This is a genomic window from Capnocytophaga sp. G2, assembly GCF_035282625.1.
GTDB lineage: Bacteria > Bacteroidota > Bacteroidia > Flavobacteriales > Flavobacteriaceae > Capnocytophaga.
Genome location: NZ_JAYKBU010000008.1, coordinates 1 through 17,458, shown reverse-complemented (window position 1 = coordinate 17,458; position 17,458 = coordinate 1). Strand labels below are relative to the sequence as shown.

Sequence of the window (17,458 nt, the reverse complement as noted above, 5' to 3'; positions counted from 1 at the left end):
CGATAACTCTACTCCCTGGATAGAATTAAAAAGGAAGAACAGAAATTATACTTTTTGTTCTCCCTTTTTTCATATACATTTAAAAATTGATTTCAATAGATTCAGAATCACCTCCTGTGGCTTCAATAGGGTCATTTCCTTGACAATTGAGGCTAAAACTATCACCTTGAGGTCTTGGGAAAGCTCCTTTTGAGATACCTAAATCCTTGTCTTCATATCCTTTTTTCATATAATATCCCCAGATAGGAAGAGCCATAGTAGCTCCTTGACCTAATTGTAATCCTCTAAAATGTACAGAACGGTCTTCTCCTCCTACCCAAACACCAGTTACAAGATTAGGGACAATTCCCATGAACCATCCATCGGACTGGTTTTGTGTAGTTCCTGTTTTTCCAGCAATAGGATTGGTAAAGGCATAAGGATATCCAGTAACTACATTTTTATAAATGGCATTATAAGCATCAGCACCTTTAGTACGTAAGCGTATCCCCGAACCGGAGTGCGTTACTCCTTCTAAAAGATTAATAACAGTATTAGCTACATCGGCACTTACTACGTCATGAGTTTCTGGTATATATTCAAAGAGTACGCGTCCGTTCCTATCTTCAATGCGAGTAACAATGATGGGTTTCACATATACCCCCTCATTAGCAAAAGCTCCATAAGCACCAACCATTTCTAATAAAGTGATATCCGCAGAACCTAGGGCAATTGAAGGAAGTTCTGGTATGTCGGCAGTAATACCCAATTTTTTTACGAGTTTCACCACAGGCACAGGTCCTACTTTGTCCATTAGATTAGCAGTGATAGAGTTGATGGAGTTTGCCAAGGCTGCCTTAAGAGTAAGCATTTTACCACTAAAATTACCATCGGCATTGTGAGGACACCACTCTTTGCTATTTCCATATTTTCCTGCTTCTATACAGGTTTTTACATCAGGTAGTTGATCACAAGGAGTATAGTGAAGCTGATCTATAGCAGTGGCATATACAAACGGTTTAAAGGCAGAACCTACCTGACGAGCTCCTTGTATTACTTGATCGTATTTGAAATTCTTATAATCAATACCACCTACCCATGCTTTGATATGTCCTGTTTGTGGTTCCATTGAAAGGGCGGCTGCTCTCAAGAAAGCTTTATAATAGCGGATAGAATCAGAGGGGGTCATAATAGTATCAATGGTACCTTTCCAAGAGAAAACTTGCATAGGAATCTTTTGTTGGAAAGAAGCACGGATTTCTTTTTCTGATTTACCTAAAGCTTTTAAGTGATACCAACGATCGGAATTCTTCATCGCTCGCTCCATAATGCGATTAATTTCCTCTTGAGAGAGATTTACAAAAGGAAAATTCTTATTTTTCTTAGGATTATTTTCATTGAAGAAAGCTTTCTGGAGATTCTTCATGTGTTTCTGTACCGCCTCCTCTGCATTTGCTTGTAATCGAGAGTCTATGGTAGTATATATTTTGAGACCATCAGAATAGATATCATACTTAGAACCATCAGGCTTAGGATTCTTCTCTATCCATTCCTTCATATAAGAACGAAGATACTCACGGAAGTAAGTAGCTATGCCTTCATTATGCCCTTCTGGATTGAAATTCAGTACTAATGGAAGTTTTTGTAAAGAGTCTTTTTCCTTAGTGGTGAGGTAATGATTCTTCTCCATTTGGGCGAGTACAACATTGCGTCGATTGATAACTCCCTCCGGATTTTTGCGTGGATTATACAAAGAAGAGTTTTTGAACATACCTACCAGTACAGCTCCCTCTTCTATTTTGAGATCTTTAGGTTCTTTCCCAAAATAGATACGTGCAGCCGAGCGGATACCGTCGGCATTATTATTGAAATCATACTGATTAAAGTACATGGTAAGAATTTCCTTTTTAGTATATTGTCGTTCTAATCGAATGGCAATAATCCATTCTTTTATCTTTTGAATATAGCGTTTGCCTACATTCTTAGAACCTTCATGATGGAAAAGAAGTTTTGCAAGCTGTTGTGTAATAGTAGAAGCTCCTCCTCGCCTACCTAAAAAGACTATTGCACGAAGTGTACCGCGTGCATCAATTCCTGAATGACTTTCAAAACGTTCGTCTTCAGTGGCAATTAAAGCATTAACTAAGTGCTCAGGTAATTCTTTATAGGTTACTGCTGTACGATTATCATTGAAGTAAAACTTACCTAATGTTTTTCCATCAGCAGAGATTATCTCTGTAGCAAGATTTGTTTCAGGATTTTCTAAGTGGTCAAAGTCTGGCATTTCTCCTAAAGCGCCCCACGAAGCCAATAAGAAAATAAAAATTACCAAAGCTATTCCTCCCAGTATACAACCCCAGAAATATTTTAAGAGTCTTTTTCTTGAAAAAAAGGTCTTATCTTTTGTTGTTTTTTTTGTAGTCATTTTTTATTCCTTTTTAGGATTTTCAAAATACTCGGCAAAAGTACAATATTATTTACAATTAGCACCTTCTTATTATGAAATTATGATTTATTTAGAAAGAATTCTTATGAGAACCTGTCAATTAAGATATATTATATAACAAATTATTAAAAATCAATATTTAAATAGAAGAGAATTCCTGAGAATTATGATAGGGCTATATTATGATACTGATACTTAAGTTCTTTATGGTAGTACTTATAGTAGTAGTTTATCCCTATAGAAAAAAATCTCCATAATTAAGTAGTATGTTGCAATCTTAATGAAAAAAGGTTGCACACAAATATTTTCATTTCATTGGAAAAAGAAGTTCTAAATCTGCTCCCAAGCCTTGCTTTAATCTGTAAAAGGTCTTAATAAAGGTGTCTTCTAAGAATATTTCATTGATAAGTTCTGTACGAGATATAAAAAATGTTTCTATATGACTTTTGTCATAAGTATAATCATCTTTTCTTCCATAAAAAAGTAAGAAGAGAGTTCTGCATGGAACATACAACTGAATCTCCTGAGGAAGATAAGGATGAATCTCTGCATCTGAAGGACTTATAGAAAGAGGAGAGCCTATCTTTTGTCTTTTTAAGCTCTCCTTGTCCCATAATCCTATATTTGCTATAAGTAAGCAAATAGTTATTAAGAAAAGTTTCCACCCTTGTAGGAAAATGAAGGATTATAAAAACTCTTAAGAACCTTGATGAGTTTTCTTTAGTAGGTCATTAACAGATTTTACGGGATTGAAAGTAATCTGAGGGACTTCTACAAAGATGCTAATCCATCCAGCCATACCTCCATTCCAAAGTCCTGGTAATTCTAATGCCTTGAGAGGGATACCATTATAGGATTTTTCAGTAATAAAACTAAGTTTTTTATCTTGAAATTCCTCTAAGTCAAATATTTCTCCCTTGTAGTTTTTGATACAACAAACTATATCCACAGGATTAAAATGAGTAGAAGATTGTAATATTTTCCATTGTTTAGGGTTGTTTTTATCTATCTGAGCCATTTCAATGATTTGAAGGCTTTCATTTCCTTCTGTATCTTTTACCCAAAAAGGACCTCCCCCTACTTCTCCTTCATTTTTCACCATGCCACATACACGAATGGGGCGATTGAGCATTTGGTAAATGTACTCTATCATATAACGCTTAGCAAACTTATGTACATAAGGCGGTACCTTAATATTTAGTTCAGGAAGAAACTTAAGTACTTCGGGCAAATCTTTCTTTTTAAGTTTTTCTTTTTGTATTTGCCTTAGGATTTTATGTACTTTAGAACGTGTATCTTCCAGTTTCCCAGCGAGGACTTCTTTGTAAAAGATAGCCTCATCGGAATATGATTCTACCACTACATTATCTATATTTTTGATAAAGATAATATCAGCATTGAGTTCATTTAAGTTCTTAAGCAGTGCTCCATGTCCTGCCGGACGGAAAAGGAGTTGATTATTTTCATCTCTAAAAAATTCGTTATTTAGGGTAAGGGCTACTGTATCGGTACTTTCACTTTGGTGAGAGAAAGATACTTCAAAATGTACACCATACTGTTTTTCTAAATCAGGGCGGATTTCGGCTAAGGTGTTAAGGAATTGAGAGGTATATTCCTTATTAATAGTGAAGTGAATATTGACAACATCTCCTTGTGTAGCGTATAGAAAAGCCTCACGGAAATGCTCTTCAAAAGCAGTAACTACTTTTTCACCATATTTGTGGAAAGGAAAGAGTCCTTTAGGTTTGTTTTTATAGTTAAAAGGTTCTTCTTCCAATAATAATTTAGCAATGCGGTGTTTCTGTGCATCTTCGGAAAGTCCGTTGAGCGTTTTGTGTTGCTCTATATATTTCTGGAGGGCTTCATAAAAGGCAAATTGAGGAAGATGCTCAAAGAATATCTCTACATTCACATTTCCACTTTCCTTTACATATTCAGAAAAAGTTTGTTTCTCAGGATTAAAATCACTGACAAAAGCAGATAGAAACTGAAACATACGGGTGGCAGATCCCGAAGCGGGGACGAACTTGAGAATGTCTAAGCCATTTTTCTTCTTCTGATAGATAGCTACGTATTGGATAGCTTCATCACGTGAAAAAGAGAAAATGCCTGTTCCTACATGTGCAGGAGCGACTAAATTTACAGGAGGGACTCCAGAGAGGAAAATAGATACTTGTTCCTGTAGTTTACTTACTTTGATCCCTTTTTCTCCTAAGAGAAGTTGGTCATACTCGGTTAATTCTTTCATCGTTTTAGTTTTTGGTTAATTTGTTGTATTCTACTATTTAAATCTCCCTTCAATAGGTGAAAGGGAATAGATTTTTCTTCTAAAAAATGCTTAAAGAAAGTAAATACTTCATTTCGTTCATTAGGCTTGTCTCTTAAATCGTCGGCTTGCCAAGGAACATCTATATAGGTTAAGAAAATAAAATCATACTTATGAGAGAGTGCATAGTGCTCGATTATAGGATTGCATTTTCCATAGTATATATAGGAATAAATAACTAATTCTAACAGACAGGTATCACAGAAAAGGTATTTATTAGCCTTTTGAATCATTTCATTTTCAAGAGCTATTTGTCCTTTAGCGATAGGAATCAAATCCTCCCATGTACATGGCAAGTGTTCAGAGTCCCATTTTTTTTGTAGATAAAGGCGCATATATTCAGGTGTCCATTGGGTGTTATACAGTGCAGCCATTCTCTCACTTAGGGTTGTCTTCCCTGTGGACTCAGGACCTAAGAACACTACTCGCTGACATGAACTGTTTAATTGCGTAAAATCCTTTTCCATTCTCTATAGGCTGAAATAGCTATAATGGTGAAAATAGCATATTGTAGGGCTGTAAAAATAAAGTTTTTATAAGTATATAGAGGAATAGAGACAACATCTCCAATAATCCAAAAAATCCAATTTTCTATTTTTCGTTTTGCCATGAGCCACATTCCCACAAGGAAGATAGCTGTAGTTGTGGCATCCACCCAATCAGTCCATACAAAGTGTTCTATTCCTAATTCTATTCCATCTAAAGAAAAATTATTATTGATATATGGCTTAAAATAATAAACAATCATTACTAATAGCCAACTCATCAACGCTAACCAAGAGGTGATTTTTATATCATAAGCATTCATCTTAGAGATTTCCACATGGATATTGTCTTTACTATTTTTTGCCCAGAGAACCCACCCATAAACACTCATAATAGTATAATAAGCATTGATGAGCATATCTCCGAATAATCTTCCACACCAAAGAAGATATACAAAAAGAACGGTACTAATGATTCCTGTGGGATATACCCAAATGTTTCTTTTTTTAGAAAAAATAACACTGACAAGACCAAAAAATACGCCTAATATTTCTATATAGATAAGATGGTTTGGGACACCTTTGTACTGAGAGAAAATCCAATCAGAAATGTGGCTCATAGTCGTGTCGGTCGGATTTTACAATTTTTATGTAAATTAATCCCTTTTCCAAGAGTTCAAATACTTCTTTTACCTCATTAGTAAGTATTTCCATGACACGGTCATATTCTCCATATACTTGGGTACTAAGGGGATTTTCATACACAATTAAGCCGGATGCACGGAGTTTCTTAATAAAGTGAATAATTGGAGCCTCAAACTCATCTTGTAAGGGGCTTAAAGTAAGTTCTACAGATACTTTCATGGTAAAAAACATTTCTTATTTTCAGAAAGCAAATATACTAAAAATAATTGAAAAAAGATATCTTTTCTAAATTTATTTTTGAAAAATATTTTAAATGTAGTAACTTTGCCTGCGCTAATAGTCATTGTCATGGGAAAAATCAGAAAGGTTATATTTAATAAGCGTTTTCTTAAGAGAAGTATGTTCTTTATAGTATTTGTTTTGCTCATGATAGGAGTGGTTATTCATAATGCAGATAATACTATTCGTGAGGCTACTAAAGGGAAGCTATATACTCAAGTAGATAGTATTCCTAAAAATAGGGTGGGCTTACTGTTGGGAACAAGCCAATATCTGAAAGATGGGCGTATAAACTTATATTTTCAATATCGTGTGGAGGCTGCTGTAGCTCTTTTTAAGGCAGGAAAAATTGATTTTATCCTTATTAGTGGCGATAACAGTACTAAGGAGAATGATGAGCCTACAGACTTTAAAAAAGCATTAATAGCTTTAGGAATTCCTGCTGATAGGATTTATTTGGATTATGCAGGGTTCCGTACGCTTGATTCTGTTATAAGAGCCAGAGAAGTATTTGGACTTACTCAGATGACTATTATTTCACAGGCTTTTCACAATGAAAGGGCTATTTATATAGCTCAGAAAAAGGGTATTAAGGCTGTAGGATTTAATGCCAAGGATGTGAATAAGTATACAGGATTGAAGACACGTATCCGTGAACGGTTTGCTCGTGTGAAAGTATTCTGGGACTTGACCTTTGGAGTAAAACCTAAATTTTTAGGAGAAAAAATAGAAATTCGTTAAAATGAGGACTTTAGGAGATTTATATTTGATACCTAATATGTTAGGGGAAGTTAGAGTTACTGAAGTACTTCCACTCAAAGTTAAAGAAATAGTTCTTTTGTGTAACCATTTTATAGTAGAAAATGAGAAAAATGCGAGACGGTTTATAAAACAAATAGCTCCTGAAAAATCTCAAGACCTTCTTGAGCTTTTTCCATTGAACAAACATACTGCAATAGAAGATAAACAAACATATTTGTCCTATTGCTTGTCAGGATTTCCTACAGGGATAATTTCAGACGCAGGTTGTCCAGCTATTGCTGATCCAGGAAGTGAAATAGTACATATAGCTCACCAAAAAGGAATTCGTGTGATCCCTTTAGTGGGTCCTTCTTCTTTACTCCTTTCATTAATGGCAAGTGGGATGAATGGACAATCCTTTGCCTTTAACGGATATTTACCTATAGATAAAAATGAGCGAAGAATAATTCTTAGAAAATTGGAGAGAAGAGCAAAAGAAGAACATCAATCCCAATTATTTATAGAAACTCCTTATAGAAATGAATCCCTTTTGCAAGAAATGTTACAGATATTAGCACCACAAACGGATCTTTGCATTGCTTGTGATATAACTCTTCCTGAGGAATTCATTCATACTTATACAATAAGGGAATGGAAGCGTCGTGTTAAAGAAATAAATATTCATAAGCGCCCAACAATTTTTATTATTTATTAATAATAATTAGTATTTTTTTTCTATTTTTGTCTCCTGAAATAATAAATTTAAGAATATGAAAGTACTTTCTTCTCTTTCTCAGTATATATTATTGGGAATCATTACTTTATTTATATTATCTTGCTCTAATACCCCAAAGAGTTTGTCTGCAGTACCTAAGGAAGCAACAGTAGTCGCTTCCATAAATCTTTATTCATTAGGAGAAAAGGCAAATTTGAAAAAAGCAAAGGAATTAAAGATATTTAAGAAATTCCAAGATGAAGTAAAGTCAGAAAATAAAAAACTTGAAAAGATTTTTTCAGAGTTTATAGAGAATTACAAAGTGTCAGGAATTGATATAAAGGAAGATATCTTTATCTATCGCTATAGCCAATTCTCAGATGAGACTCATCAAGATTATGTAGGAGTTTCCGCTCAGGTAAGAGATAAAGGTAAGTTTACAGATTTTGCAAAGCGTATAGCTGAAGCTACAGAGACAAATGTTACTATTGAAAATGCAAAAGATTACTCCTTCTTTTTTACTCAGAAAGAACTTGTGGGCTGGGATGAAGATAAAATACTTCTACTTTCTGCTGTAGAACAAAATGACAGATTGGAGGAGATATTTGCTAAACTATTTCATCTTGATAAAAAAGAGCAAATCTCTTCAAATAAGGACTTTAAGGATTTTTATGATAAAAAAGAAGAAATAAGTGTTTGGGTTTCTGGGAGATTAATAGAGGATTTAGGATCTGATACGGATACCTCTCTTGATGAAGTAAGAAATATGTCTGACCTTGACATACGCTCTAGCTCTCTTTCTTTCTATTTGGATTTTGCTGATGAGAATATTACTTTAACCACAGCTCTGAATGCAAATGAGGAATTCAAAAAGAAATTAGAAAAATATAAGTTTTGGAAGAATAAATTCAATGCAGAATTATTAAATTTTCTTCCTAAAGAGTCTTATCTTGCAGGAAGTTTTTCTATTAACATGCCTTTGTATTACAAATATCTTAAAGAACAGAGTATATTTACCTTAATGGAATCGGTTTTCCTTATGGGAACAGGTACTAAGTTGGAAGATTTCTTCAATACTCTTGGCGGAAGTGCGATATTTACAATCTCAGGTTTTGAAAGAAAAAGTTATACCCATAAAGTATATGAAGAGTTTGATCTGGATACAGATGAGGATGATAATGAGGATTCTAATATAGCCATCTCAGGGGAGGACAATCAAGAAGAAGATTTGTATGAAGATCATTATGTAGAGAAAACAGAGGAGATACTTACCCCATTGGTTAGCTTTGTGATGGATATTAAAAATAAGGAATTTATAGAGAGACAACTTAAAAAGAGTTATTCAAGATTGCTTAAAAAAGAAAATGGATATTATACTTTAACTAAGGATGATATTACTATATATATAGCATATAATGAGAAATATCTCTTTATAAGTAATGATAAAAGTGGTGTAGATGCTTTTCTAAAGAAAGGTTATGATAAGGATAGGAGTCTTGCAAAGGCTACTATTGCACAACAAATAATGAAGAATAACTTTTATGGATATGTTAATCTAGACTATGATACTTATCCTCAGATTGTAAAAGATGAGATAAAGAAGGAACAAAACAGACAGGAACAATATTTATTAAGTATCTGGAAAGATATCCTAAAGGACATGGAGGTAAAACAGCGAGGTGATTACGCTACTCAATTTATTTTGAATTTGAGGAATACAGAACAAAATAGCTTATATACCCTTCTTAAAATGATTGATAAGTCAATAGAATAAAAAAAATATATTAAAAAAATAATATTTTTGAAATAGTGCTTGAAAAGAAGAATTTAGATTATGAAAGAGTAGTTTTAGTTGGGGTAATTACTACTACTCAGAATGAAGAGAAATCTCATGAATATTTGGATGAGTTAGAGTTTCTTACCTATACAGCTGGAGGAGAAGTGGTCAAAAGATTCACTCAGCGTTTGGAGACTCCCAATCCAAAAACTTTTATAGGAACAGGAAAAATGGACGAACTTATCCAGTTCGTAGAAGAAAATGAAATAGGAGCTGTTATCTTTGATGATGAGCTTACCCCTGCTCAGCAGAATAATATAGAGAAAATCTTACGTATAAAAGTCTTAGATAGAACAACGCTCATTTTAGATATATTTGCTCAACGAGCGCAGACAAGCTATGCACGTACTCAAGTGGAGCTTGCCCAATATGAATATCTGCTGCCACGGCTTACAGGACTTTGGACCCACCTTGAGCGTCAACGAGGAGGGATAGGAATGCGAGGACCTGGAGAAACAGAAATAGAAACTGACCGCCGTATTGTACGTGATCGTATAGCATTGCTTAAGAAAAAGCTAGAAACGATTGATAGACAAATGTCCACTCAGCGCAGTAATCGTGGAGCCTTGGTACGAGTTGCTCTTATTGGATATACTAATGTAGGAAAGTCTACTTTGATGAATCTTATTAGTAAGAGTGAAGTATTTGCGGAAAATAAACTTTTTGCTACCTTGGATACCACTGTGCGTAAGGTGGTTATTGGTAATTTACCTTTCTTACTCAGTGATACAGTAGGTTTTATACGAAAACTACCAACACAACTTATTGAATCCTTTAAAAGTACTCTTGATGAGGTACGTGATGCGGATTTGCTTTTGCATATTGTGGATATTTCTCATCCGAATTTTGAAGAACATATAGCTTCTGTGAATCAAATATTAGGAGAGATTAAGAGTATCAATAAACCTACTATAATGGTTTTCAATAAAATAGATGCTTATACACACCAAACTATAGAAGATGATGATCTCATGACAGAGAAAACTTCTCGGCATTTTTCGCTTGAGGAATGGAAGCAAACATGGATGAACCGTATGAATGGAGATATTATTTTTATTTCCGCTCTTAATAAGGAAAATATTCAAGAGTTTAGGGAAAAGGTATATAAAAAAGTAAGGGAAATACACATTACACGTTTCCCTTACAATAACTTTCTATATCCTGAGATAGAAGAATAAGAATTTTAATTAGGAATCCATTTTTTCTCAAAGTTAGGTTTACGCTTTTGAAGGAAAGCATCACGACCTTCTTGAGCTTCATCAGTCATATAAGCAAGGCGAGTAGCTTCTCCTGCGAATATCTGTTGCCCCACCATACCATCATCCGTAAGGTTCATGGCATATTTTGCCATTTTGATAGCTGTAGGAGATTTGTGAAGGATTTCTTGTGCCCATTCGAAGGCAGTACTTTCCAATTCTTCATGTGGGATTACAACGTTGACCATTCCCATCTCAAAGGCTTCTTGTGCAGAATAGTTTCTACCTAAGAAAAAAATCTCACGAGCCTTCTTTTGTCCTACCATTTTAGCCAAGTAAGCGGAACCGTATCCAGCATCAAAACTAGCAACATCTGTATCAGTCTGTTTAAAGATAGCGTGTTCTCGACTGGCTAAGGTGAGGTCGCATACTACATGTAGGCTATGTCCACCACCTACTGCCCAGCCAGGTACTACAGCAATTACTACTTTAGGCATGAAACGAATAAGACGTTGTGCTTCAAGTATGTTGAGTCTGTGGGCACCATCATCTCCTACATACCCCTGTTTGCCCCGTACACGTTGATCACCTCCACTACAGAATGACCACACACCATCTTTTGGTGAAGGACCTTCAGCAGAGATAAGTACGCAACCAATAGAAGTATCTTCAGTAGCATCTCTTAGAGCATCGATGAGTTCAGAAGTTGTACGTGGGCGAAATGCATTTCTTACTTCTGGGCGATTGAAGGCAATACGGGCTACTCCTTGACATTTCTTGTAGGTAATGTCCTGGTAATTTTTGGCTACTTGCCAAGAGATTTCTTTTGTCATGTTATTTAGTTGAAGGATTATCTATATACATTCGGTTATAATAAGGAGTATGGCTTTTGGAATTGTCAATTTCCTTTAAGGAGAAATCTATTATTGGTTTCCTTATGCGATTACTCCTCGTGGAAGCGCTAAGAGGTGGAATCCCTGTGATTTCTTCTATCGCCTTGGCGAGAAGTGGCTCCTTTTCATCTCCCAGAGTTCCTAATGAACTAAGCCTTTCTCTTATATAAAAATCGGGTTCTATTCCCGTTTGATATTCTCCAAAACCATTGGCATTCTCTGATCGAAGTACAATAGGTTGCATTGCCCATTTATTATTAGGATTTTTAGTGTCCTTTATGGTAATGGAGGCTAAATTCTTTCCTACAGTAGTATCTCCTATCTGCACTACTGTTAGGTAAGGCTTAAGCCCATTGATAATAAGTTCAGATGCGGATGCTGTATGATTAGAGGTAAGGATATACACCTTAGAAAGATTTAAAGTATTGATAGGAACTCCAGCAATGTTATTCTCAAAAGAGTAATCACTCTTCCAGCGATTTTTCATTTTGGGATTGGGGGTCTGTTTTACAAATATCTTTTGTGTATCTGTCCCTGCAACCATACTGGCTAAGTAGATAGCTGTTTGTACACTTCCTCCTGGATTATAGCGAAAGTCAAGAATAAGGTCAGTAATCCCATTAGCTTTAAATTCTCCAAATACATTATTTAGCTGTTTGTCATACTTGCTTAAGAATGAATTATAGAGTAAATAACCTATCTTTTTTTCTCTATTTGAGATAATTTTATGTATGAGTATAGGATTTTCTTGGAGAGGGAGTTGGGAGATTGTTTTATTTGCTGAAAAGGCAAATTCTCCATTTTCTATGGTATAGAAAGAGAAGGTAAGACTTGTTTTTTTGTTAGAGAGCAGTTGCCTATAATTGCTTATAGTAAGTGTTTGTCCATCTACTTTTAGAAAAATATCTCCACGCTTAACCCCTTGTTTTTCAGCGTCGGAATTAGGAATTACATAGCGTACATAACCAATGATGACATTATTCAAATCCTGAATTTGTGCAATGCTAAAATCCATACCCGTACTTAGAGTACTCCCTTGTAGTTCATCTTCTAATTCCTTATAATTATCGGTAATAAAGCTAAATCGATCGCCATAAGTGTCATAAGTATTATAGAGTAGAGTATTGAATAAATCCCGTGGAGAACTGAAATTCTTTAGATAATTTACATAGGTAGAGTTAGTTGCATTGGTGGCAGCAGGGGATCTATCAAAACGATTATCGGATAGGTCAGCCACCTGAGGTTGCCACAAATAATACTCATTTAGTCCTTTCCATATAAAATCTTTTATTTTATAAGCAGGGTCTTTAGCTTCAGCTTTTTTAGTAGCTTCTTCTAAATAACTATCATCTTCTATCTTACTACAGGAGATGAGGAAAAATATTGATATAAAGAGAAATAAATATTTTTTAATCATTGGAATTGATAAATATTTTGCAAAGATACATCTTTTTATTGAGGTAGAGATATCTATTAAGATTTTATTTATCTACAACTTGTCAGAAAAATTTAATGTAAAAAAAATTGTTTCTTTTTCTAAAAATTATTACCTTTGCAAATGGTTTAGAATTCTCTGAAAATCAAAGAATATAAAATTAAAACCATGTTAGAAGTAGGAGATGTAGTAGAAGTTATAGATGAACTTATTGAAGGAATAGTTACTAAGATTACTCCCCAGCAAGTGTATATAGAAACAAATGAAGGTATAACTCTTGCATTTTCTGCTAATGAATTAATAAAAATAGACAAAGACTCTCCTATATCATATAAGATGACCAATTTCTTGCCTAAGGAGGAGAAACGTAATAAGAATTATTTACTCAAAGGGAAAAAGGCAAAGAAAAAAGCAATTCCTCCTATGGAAGTGGATCTGCATATAGAGAAATTAGTAGTTAGTACTCATGGAATGTCTAATTATGATATGCTTAACAAACAATTAGAGGTAGCAAAGCATCAATTAGAATTTGCTATAGAGAAGCGGATTCCCCGAGTAGTATTCATCCATGGAGTAGGGGAGGGAGTACTTAAAGCAGAATTAGAGACCCTTTTTTCCCGTTACAAAAACCTATCTTATCAAGATGCAGATTATGCTCGTTATGGAATAGGAGCTACGGAAGTATTTTTGCAAACCATATTTTAAAATATAAAAATAATGACAACAAAAGAAAAACTATCATTGTTACGCAATGAAATGAAAAACAATGGCTTAGATGCTTTTGTAGTTTTCAATGCAGACCCTCACATGAGTGAGTATTTTACTCCATATTGGGAAGAAAGAAAATGGATTACAGGTTTTGATAGTTCTGCTGGTTATGTATTTATCACTCATGATAAAGCAGTACTTTGGACAGATGGACGTTACTTAGTACAGGCGAAGAATGAACTTACAGGTACAGAAGTTGACTTTTATATAGAAGGAACAAAAGATGCCCCTATCAGCGAACAATGGTTGTTAGCTGAACTTCCTCAAGGAGCAAAAGTAGGTTGTAATGCTCTTTGTACTCCTCATAATACTTGGGAATTACTTACCAATGTCTTGAGAAGAAAAAATATCTCCTTAGTGGATAAACCTCTTATTGAGAAAATCTGGAAGGAACGTCCTAAAGATGAAAGACAATCTATATATGTACGTCCTGAAAAGTATACAGGAGAGTCCGCTAGCAGTAAGATAGCTACTCTAAGGAAAATAATGAAAGAGAAGAATATCACTTGTTTCCTTGTAACTGCTCTTGATGATGTGGCTTGGGTTACTAACCTTCGTGGAAATGATATTGTATTCAATCCTGAGTTTCTCTCCTACCTTTGCATTACTCCTGAAAAAGCAATACTTTTTGCTGCTATTGACAAGTGCGATAATTCCGTAAAAGAATACCTCAAAAAACACCATATAGAACTTAAGGATTATCCTGATTTCTTTAAGGAAATTATATCACTAAAAGGGGAAACTGTATTACTTAACCCTGATGCAAACCAATTTATTTTTAACACCATAGAGGATAAAAATACTTTGTATGTAGAAGCCTCTCCAATTCAATTATTAAAAGCAGTTAAGAATGAAACAGAATTGGAAGGATTCCGTAAAGCAATGATAAAAGATGGAGTAGCTTTGACTAATTTCTTCTGTTGGTTGGATAAAAATATAGGAAAAACAGAACTTACAGAGTATTCTTTAGGAAAAATTCTTGATAAGTTCCGTTCTGAACAAGAAGGCTATTTGGCAGATAGTTTTGCTAAAATAGTGGGTTATCAAGGGAACGGAGCCATTGTACACCATCATGCTACTGAAAAGCCAGGAGTACCTCTAAAGGCAGAAGGAACTATTCTCATTGATTCAGGAGCTCATTATACAGAAGGAACCACAGATATTACCCGTGTAGTGCCTTTAGGAAAATTCTCTGATGAATTCAAAAAAGATTATACTTTGGCAATGAAGGCTATGATTACCCTAAGTACTACTTTATTCCCTACAGGTACTCGTGGAGTGCAATTGGATGCTATTACAAGGGCTATCTTATGGAAGAATATGCGAGATTATGGTCATGGCACAGGTCATGGTGTGGGCAACTACTTATGTGTACATGAGGGACCACAAAGCTTACGTAAGGACTTGAGAGATGTTGCTTTGTTAGAACACATGGTATGTTCTAATGAACCAGGTGTATACTGTGAAGGACGCTACGGTATACGTATAGAAAACTTATTTATTATCCAAAAGAAAGGTTCTTCTGAATTTGGAGATTTCTATGGATTGGAAACGTTAACTATTTGTCCTTTGGATACTCGTGCAATTGATGTGGCTCTTTTAACCCAGGAGGAACGTCAATGGCTTAATAACTATAATTCATGGGTAGAAGAAAAGTTAAGCCCTTTGGTGGGAGAGGAACAACGTACTTGGCTTAAGGAAAGATGTAAAGCCATATAGAATTATAAATAGTTAATACAAAAAGCTGTTCTTATGAGCAGCTTTTTTCTTCAAAATAATTTGTTTAATTGCCTTATTTTTCGTTACTTTGCTCTTAATTTAATAATAACACAATTGCGTATGGAATTGAAAGATATGAAAATCAAAACCTTCAAGGAGTTTTTAGAAGATAAAACTAATCCTGTGGTCTACTGTCTGCTCAGTTCCAATGGCAAAGACTTCTTAGCCAAAGAAAGCTACAAGGTAGAACTGCATCAATATAACTGCCAGCACGATACTTTCACCATTGAAACCCCTGAAGACTCTTTTGATGCTTTTAATGAGTACATTATGGAGCATTCCCGCGACTTGCTCGGTGAGCCGCTTACCATTAAGTTCCACCAATACGGCAAAGTAGTACAGCACTTTTCAGGGATTATCACCAGAATTTATTGCAAACGACAAACAGGCGGCGGTTATGGCACACTCTATATCTCAGGCAATGCACCAAGTATTTTGTTAGATCAAGGCAAAGCCTGTCGTTCTTATGAACACAAAACCCTCAAGGAAATTATAGCCTCAGTAGGTGAGGGTTATGATAATTCTGCTCAGGTTGATAGCTCAGCAGGGGTAAACACTACAAGAGTATTGCCTTATACGGTGCAATACAACGAATCTGATTACGATTTTATATGTCGCTTAGCTAATTTGTATGGTGAATACTTTTATTATGATGGTAGTAAACTTATCTTTGGCAATAAACTTCAAGAGACGATAGACTTGGGGGAGAACTTAAATCTTATTGATGAGGACTTTACCTTAGAGATGAAGCCACAGGAGTTTGAATATATCGCTTACGATTTCCATAGGTCTGAAGTTTATAGAAAGGACGCTGAAAGTGCTTGTTGTGAGTACAAAAACAATCCTATACAGACGGATGCCAAAAATGCTTCTAAAAAGCTCTTCAAAAAGATACCACAAAAGTATCACTCAGCTACCTCATTAGAACAATCGGATATAGATTTAGAAGAAGTAGTGCGTCAGGAAAAAGATTTAAGGGAGCTATCACTTAAAGTAACAGGGCGTAGTCGCGACCCACGTCTGAGGATGAACACCTTCGCGTGTCTTACCGACATCAATGCACATGCGATGGAGACCTATAGAGTGATAAAAATATCGCACTACCACAGCGGTATGAACTATGAAAATAGTTTTGAGGCTATCCCGATGATGCGCACGCCTGCGGATTACAATGCCGAGGCTTTTCCCAAAGCAGAACAGCAACCTGCTATCGTTAAAGATAACAACGACCCTCAAGGAATGGGACGTGTACGGGTACAGTTCTTTTGGCAGAAAGGCGAACAACTGAGCCCGTGGATACGGATGATACAGCCTTATGCAGGTAGTGGTAAAGGTTTTTATTTTATCCCAGAGGTAGGCGAAGAGGTAATGGTAGATTTTGAGAATGGCAATGCTGAACGACCATTTGTATTGGGGGCGCATTATAACGGTGCGGCAAAGAGTGGGTATAACCCAACGACCAAAGCTATACATACGCAAAGTGGCACCAAAATACTCCTTAATGATGCAGAGGGGAGTGTGAGAATTGAGGATGCGAGCCGTAATATTTATGAGATGGACGGGCAAGGCAATATCAATCTTTATGCGCCGAATAACATCTGTATGAATGCAGGTAAAAACTTTGACCTGAGTGTGGGGAATAACCTCAACTTCACTGTAGGTGGACAAGCTACAATGCAAATATTACAGCAAATGATTATGGAGACTCCGCTACTCAGGCAAATCGTAGCTGAATATGAGGCACGTTTAGGCAACGCCTTGCTCAGTTCCGATAACCTGATGAAGATAGAGGCAAAGGAAACAAATGTGGCAGGAGTAGAAAAACTCTTTATCCACTCAGATGAGTTGGCAACGGTAAACTCTAAGGGCTTGCTTGAGGTGAAAGGACAGCAAGGCACAAAGCATAGTAATAAAGCAGAAGAGTATGAAATAAT

General features: G+C 35.4%; 15 protein-coding genes. 8 read left to right on the top strand and 7 right to left on the bottom strand.

Translation table 11 applies throughout. The features are described 5' to 3' along the window. Window positions 1-79: 79 nt before the first annotated feature. Entirely contained in the window at window positions 80-2,404 is a 2,325-nt protein-coding gene (locus VJJ03_RS05940; RefSeq protein WP_009745979.1) for a penicillin-binding protein 1A, read from the bottom strand. 450 nt (window positions 2,405-2,854) lie between these two features. On the opposite strand from VJJ03_RS05940, the gene VJJ03_RS05935 reads away from it, so the two are divergent. After that, a complete protein-coding gene (locus VJJ03_RS05935) occupies window positions 2,855-2,992 on the top strand; it encodes a hypothetical protein (protein ID WP_162859673.1) in 138 nt (45 codons plus the stop codon). A gap of 130 nt (window positions 2,993-3,122) precedes the next feature. Here the strand turns inward: VJJ03_RS05935 and VJJ03_RS05930 are convergent, their stop codons facing one another. From VJJ03_RS05930 to VJJ03_RS05915, 4 genes are read right to left on the bottom strand one after another with little or no spacing between them, the layout of a single operon-like run. Beyond that, the gene (locus tag VJJ03_RS05930) at window positions 3,123-4,673 is read right to left on the bottom strand and encodes a DUF4301 family protein (protein ID WP_009745977.1); all 1,551 of its coding nucleotides are present in this window, start codon (window positions 4,671-4,673) and stop codon (window positions 3,123-3,125) included. After that, window positions 4,670-5,218 carry an AAA family ATPase gene (locus VJJ03_RS05925; RefSeq protein ID WP_009745976.1) on the bottom strand — a complete coding sequence of 183 codons (549 nt, stop codon included), beginning with the start codon at window positions 5,216-5,218 and terminating at the stop codon, window positions 4,670-4,672. Before VJJ03_RS05925 ends, VJJ03_RS05930 begins: the two co-directional genes overlap by 4 nt. Further along, window positions 5,194-5,856: a nicotinamide riboside transporter PnuC gene (gene pnuC, locus VJJ03_RS05920; protein ID WP_009745975.1), complete on the bottom strand. Its 663-nt coding sequence runs from the start codon at window positions 5,854-5,856 to the stop codon at window positions 5,194-5,196. Before pnuC ends, VJJ03_RS05925 begins: the two co-directional genes overlap by 25 nt. Then, entirely contained in the window at window positions 5,840-6,100 is a 261-nt protein-coding gene (locus tag VJJ03_RS05915; protein ID WP_009745974.1) for a thiamine-binding protein, read from the bottom strand. The genes pnuC and VJJ03_RS05915 overlap by 17 nt, the downstream gene beginning before the upstream one ends. A gap of 129 nt (window positions 6,101-6,229) precedes the next feature. On the opposite strand from VJJ03_RS05915, the gene VJJ03_RS05910 reads away from it, so the two are divergent. The 4 genes from VJJ03_RS05910 to hflX are packed head-to-tail and all read left to right on the top strand — an operon-like array spanning window position 6,230 to window position 10,631. Then, entirely contained in the window at window positions 6,230-6,901 is a 672-nt protein-coding gene (locus tag VJJ03_RS05910) for a SanA/YdcF family protein (protein WP_323974429.1), read from the top strand. Window position 6,902: 1 nt separating this feature from the next. Next, window positions 6,903-7,616: an SAM-dependent methyltransferase gene (locus VJJ03_RS05905; protein WP_323974427.1), complete on the top strand. Its 714-nt coding sequence runs from the start codon at window positions 6,903-6,905 to the stop codon at window positions 7,614-7,616. Between the two features lie 55 nt (window positions 7,617-7,671). Next, on the top strand, window positions 7,672-9,390 hold the full coding sequence (locus VJJ03_RS05900) for a DUF4836 family protein (RefSeq protein WP_009745970.1): 1,719 nt from the start codon (window positions 7,672-7,674) through the stop codon (window positions 9,388-9,390). 35 nt (window positions 9,391-9,425) lie between these two features. Next, entirely contained in the window at window positions 9,426-10,631 is a 1,206-nt protein-coding gene (hflX, locus tag VJJ03_RS05895; protein ID WP_323974425.1) for a GTPase HflX, read from the top strand. Between the two features lie 5 nt (window positions 10,632-10,636). On the opposite strand, the gene VJJ03_RS05890 is transcribed toward hflX, so the two are convergent. Beyond that, complete coding sequence (locus VJJ03_RS05890) at window positions 10,637-11,482, bottom strand: 1,4-dihydroxy-2-naphthoyl-CoA synthase (RefSeq protein ID WP_416377846.1); 846 nt, start codon at window positions 11,480-11,482, stop codon at window positions 10,637-10,639. Window position 11,483: 1 nt separating this feature from the next. After that, window positions 11,484-12,959 (bottom strand): S41 family peptidase, encoded by a 1,476-nt coding sequence (locus VJJ03_RS05885; RefSeq protein WP_323974424.1) that lies wholly within the window; start codon window positions 12,957-12,959, stop codon window positions 11,484-11,486. Window positions 12,960-13,145: 186 nt separating this feature from the next. On the opposite strand from VJJ03_RS05885, the gene VJJ03_RS05880 reads away from it, so the two are divergent. The 3 genes from VJJ03_RS05880 to VJJ03_RS05870 all read left to right on the top strand — a co-directional run. Continuing rightward, on the top strand, window positions 13,146-13,682 hold the full coding sequence (locus VJJ03_RS05880; protein ID WP_323974423.1) for a Smr/MutS family protein: 537 nt from the start codon (window positions 13,146-13,148) through the stop codon (window positions 13,680-13,682). Between the two features lie 12 nt (window positions 13,683-13,694). Then, window positions 13,695-15,464 carry an aminopeptidase P family protein gene (locus tag VJJ03_RS05875; protein WP_009745964.1) on the top strand — a complete coding sequence of 590 codons (1,770 nt, stop codon included), beginning with the start codon at window positions 13,695-13,697 and terminating at the stop codon, window positions 15,462-15,464. Between the two features lie 120 nt (window positions 15,465-15,584). Further along, a partial coding sequence (locus tag VJJ03_RS05870; RefSeq protein ID WP_323974421.1) for a type VI secretion system Vgr family protein occupies window positions 15,585-17,458 on the top strand: 1,874 nt, incomplete at its 3' end.

Bases quoted from the DNA above. Each gene is read 5' to 3' on its own strand.
- VJJ03_RS05940 (WP_009745979.1), bottom strand. From the start codon at position 2,404: ATGACTACAAAAAAAACAACAAAAGATAAGACCTTTTTTTCAAGAAAA.
- VJJ03_RS05935 (WP_162859673.1), top strand. From the start codon at position 2,855: ATGTTTCTATATGACTTTTGTCATAAGTATAATCATCTTTTCTTCCAT.
- VJJ03_RS05930 (WP_009745977.1), bottom strand. From the start codon at position 4,673: ATGAAAGAATTAACCGAGTATGACCAACTTCTCTTAGGAGAAAAAGGG.
- VJJ03_RS05925 (WP_009745976.1), bottom strand. From the start codon at position 5,218: ATGGAAAAGGATTTTACGCAATTAAACAGTTCATGTCAGCGAGTAGTG.
- pnuC (WP_009745975.1), bottom strand. From the start codon at position 5,856: ATGAGCCACATTTCTGATTGGATTTTCTCTCAGTACAAAGGTGTCCCA.
- VJJ03_RS05915 (WP_009745974.1), bottom strand. From the start codon at position 6,100: ATGAAAGTATCTGTAGAACTTACTTTAAGCCCCTTACAAGATGAGTTT.
- VJJ03_RS05910 (WP_323974429.1), top strand. From the start codon at position 6,230: ATGGGAAAAATCAGAAAGGTTATATTTAATAAGCGTTTTCTTAAGAGA.
- VJJ03_RS05905 (WP_323974427.1), top strand. From the start codon at position 6,903: ATGAGGACTTTAGGAGATTTATATTTGATACCTAATATGTTAGGGGAA.
- VJJ03_RS05900 (WP_009745970.1), top strand. From the start codon at position 7,672: ATGAAAGTACTTTCTTCTCTTTCTCAGTATATATTATTGGGAATCATT.
- VJJ03_RS05890 (WP_416377846.1), bottom strand. From the start codon at position 11,482: ATGACAAAAGAAATCTCTTGGCAAGTAGCCAAAAATTACCAGGACATT.
- VJJ03_RS05885 (WP_323974424.1), bottom strand. From the start codon at position 12,959: ATGATTAAAAAATATTTATTTCTCTTTATATCAATATTTTTCCTCATC.
- VJJ03_RS05880 (WP_323974423.1), top strand. From the start codon at position 13,146: ATGTTAGAAGTAGGAGATGTAGTAGAAGTTATAGATGAACTTATTGAA.
- VJJ03_RS05875 (WP_009745964.1), top strand. From the start codon at position 13,695: ATGACAACAAAAGAAAAACTATCATTGTTACGCAATGAAATGAAAAAC.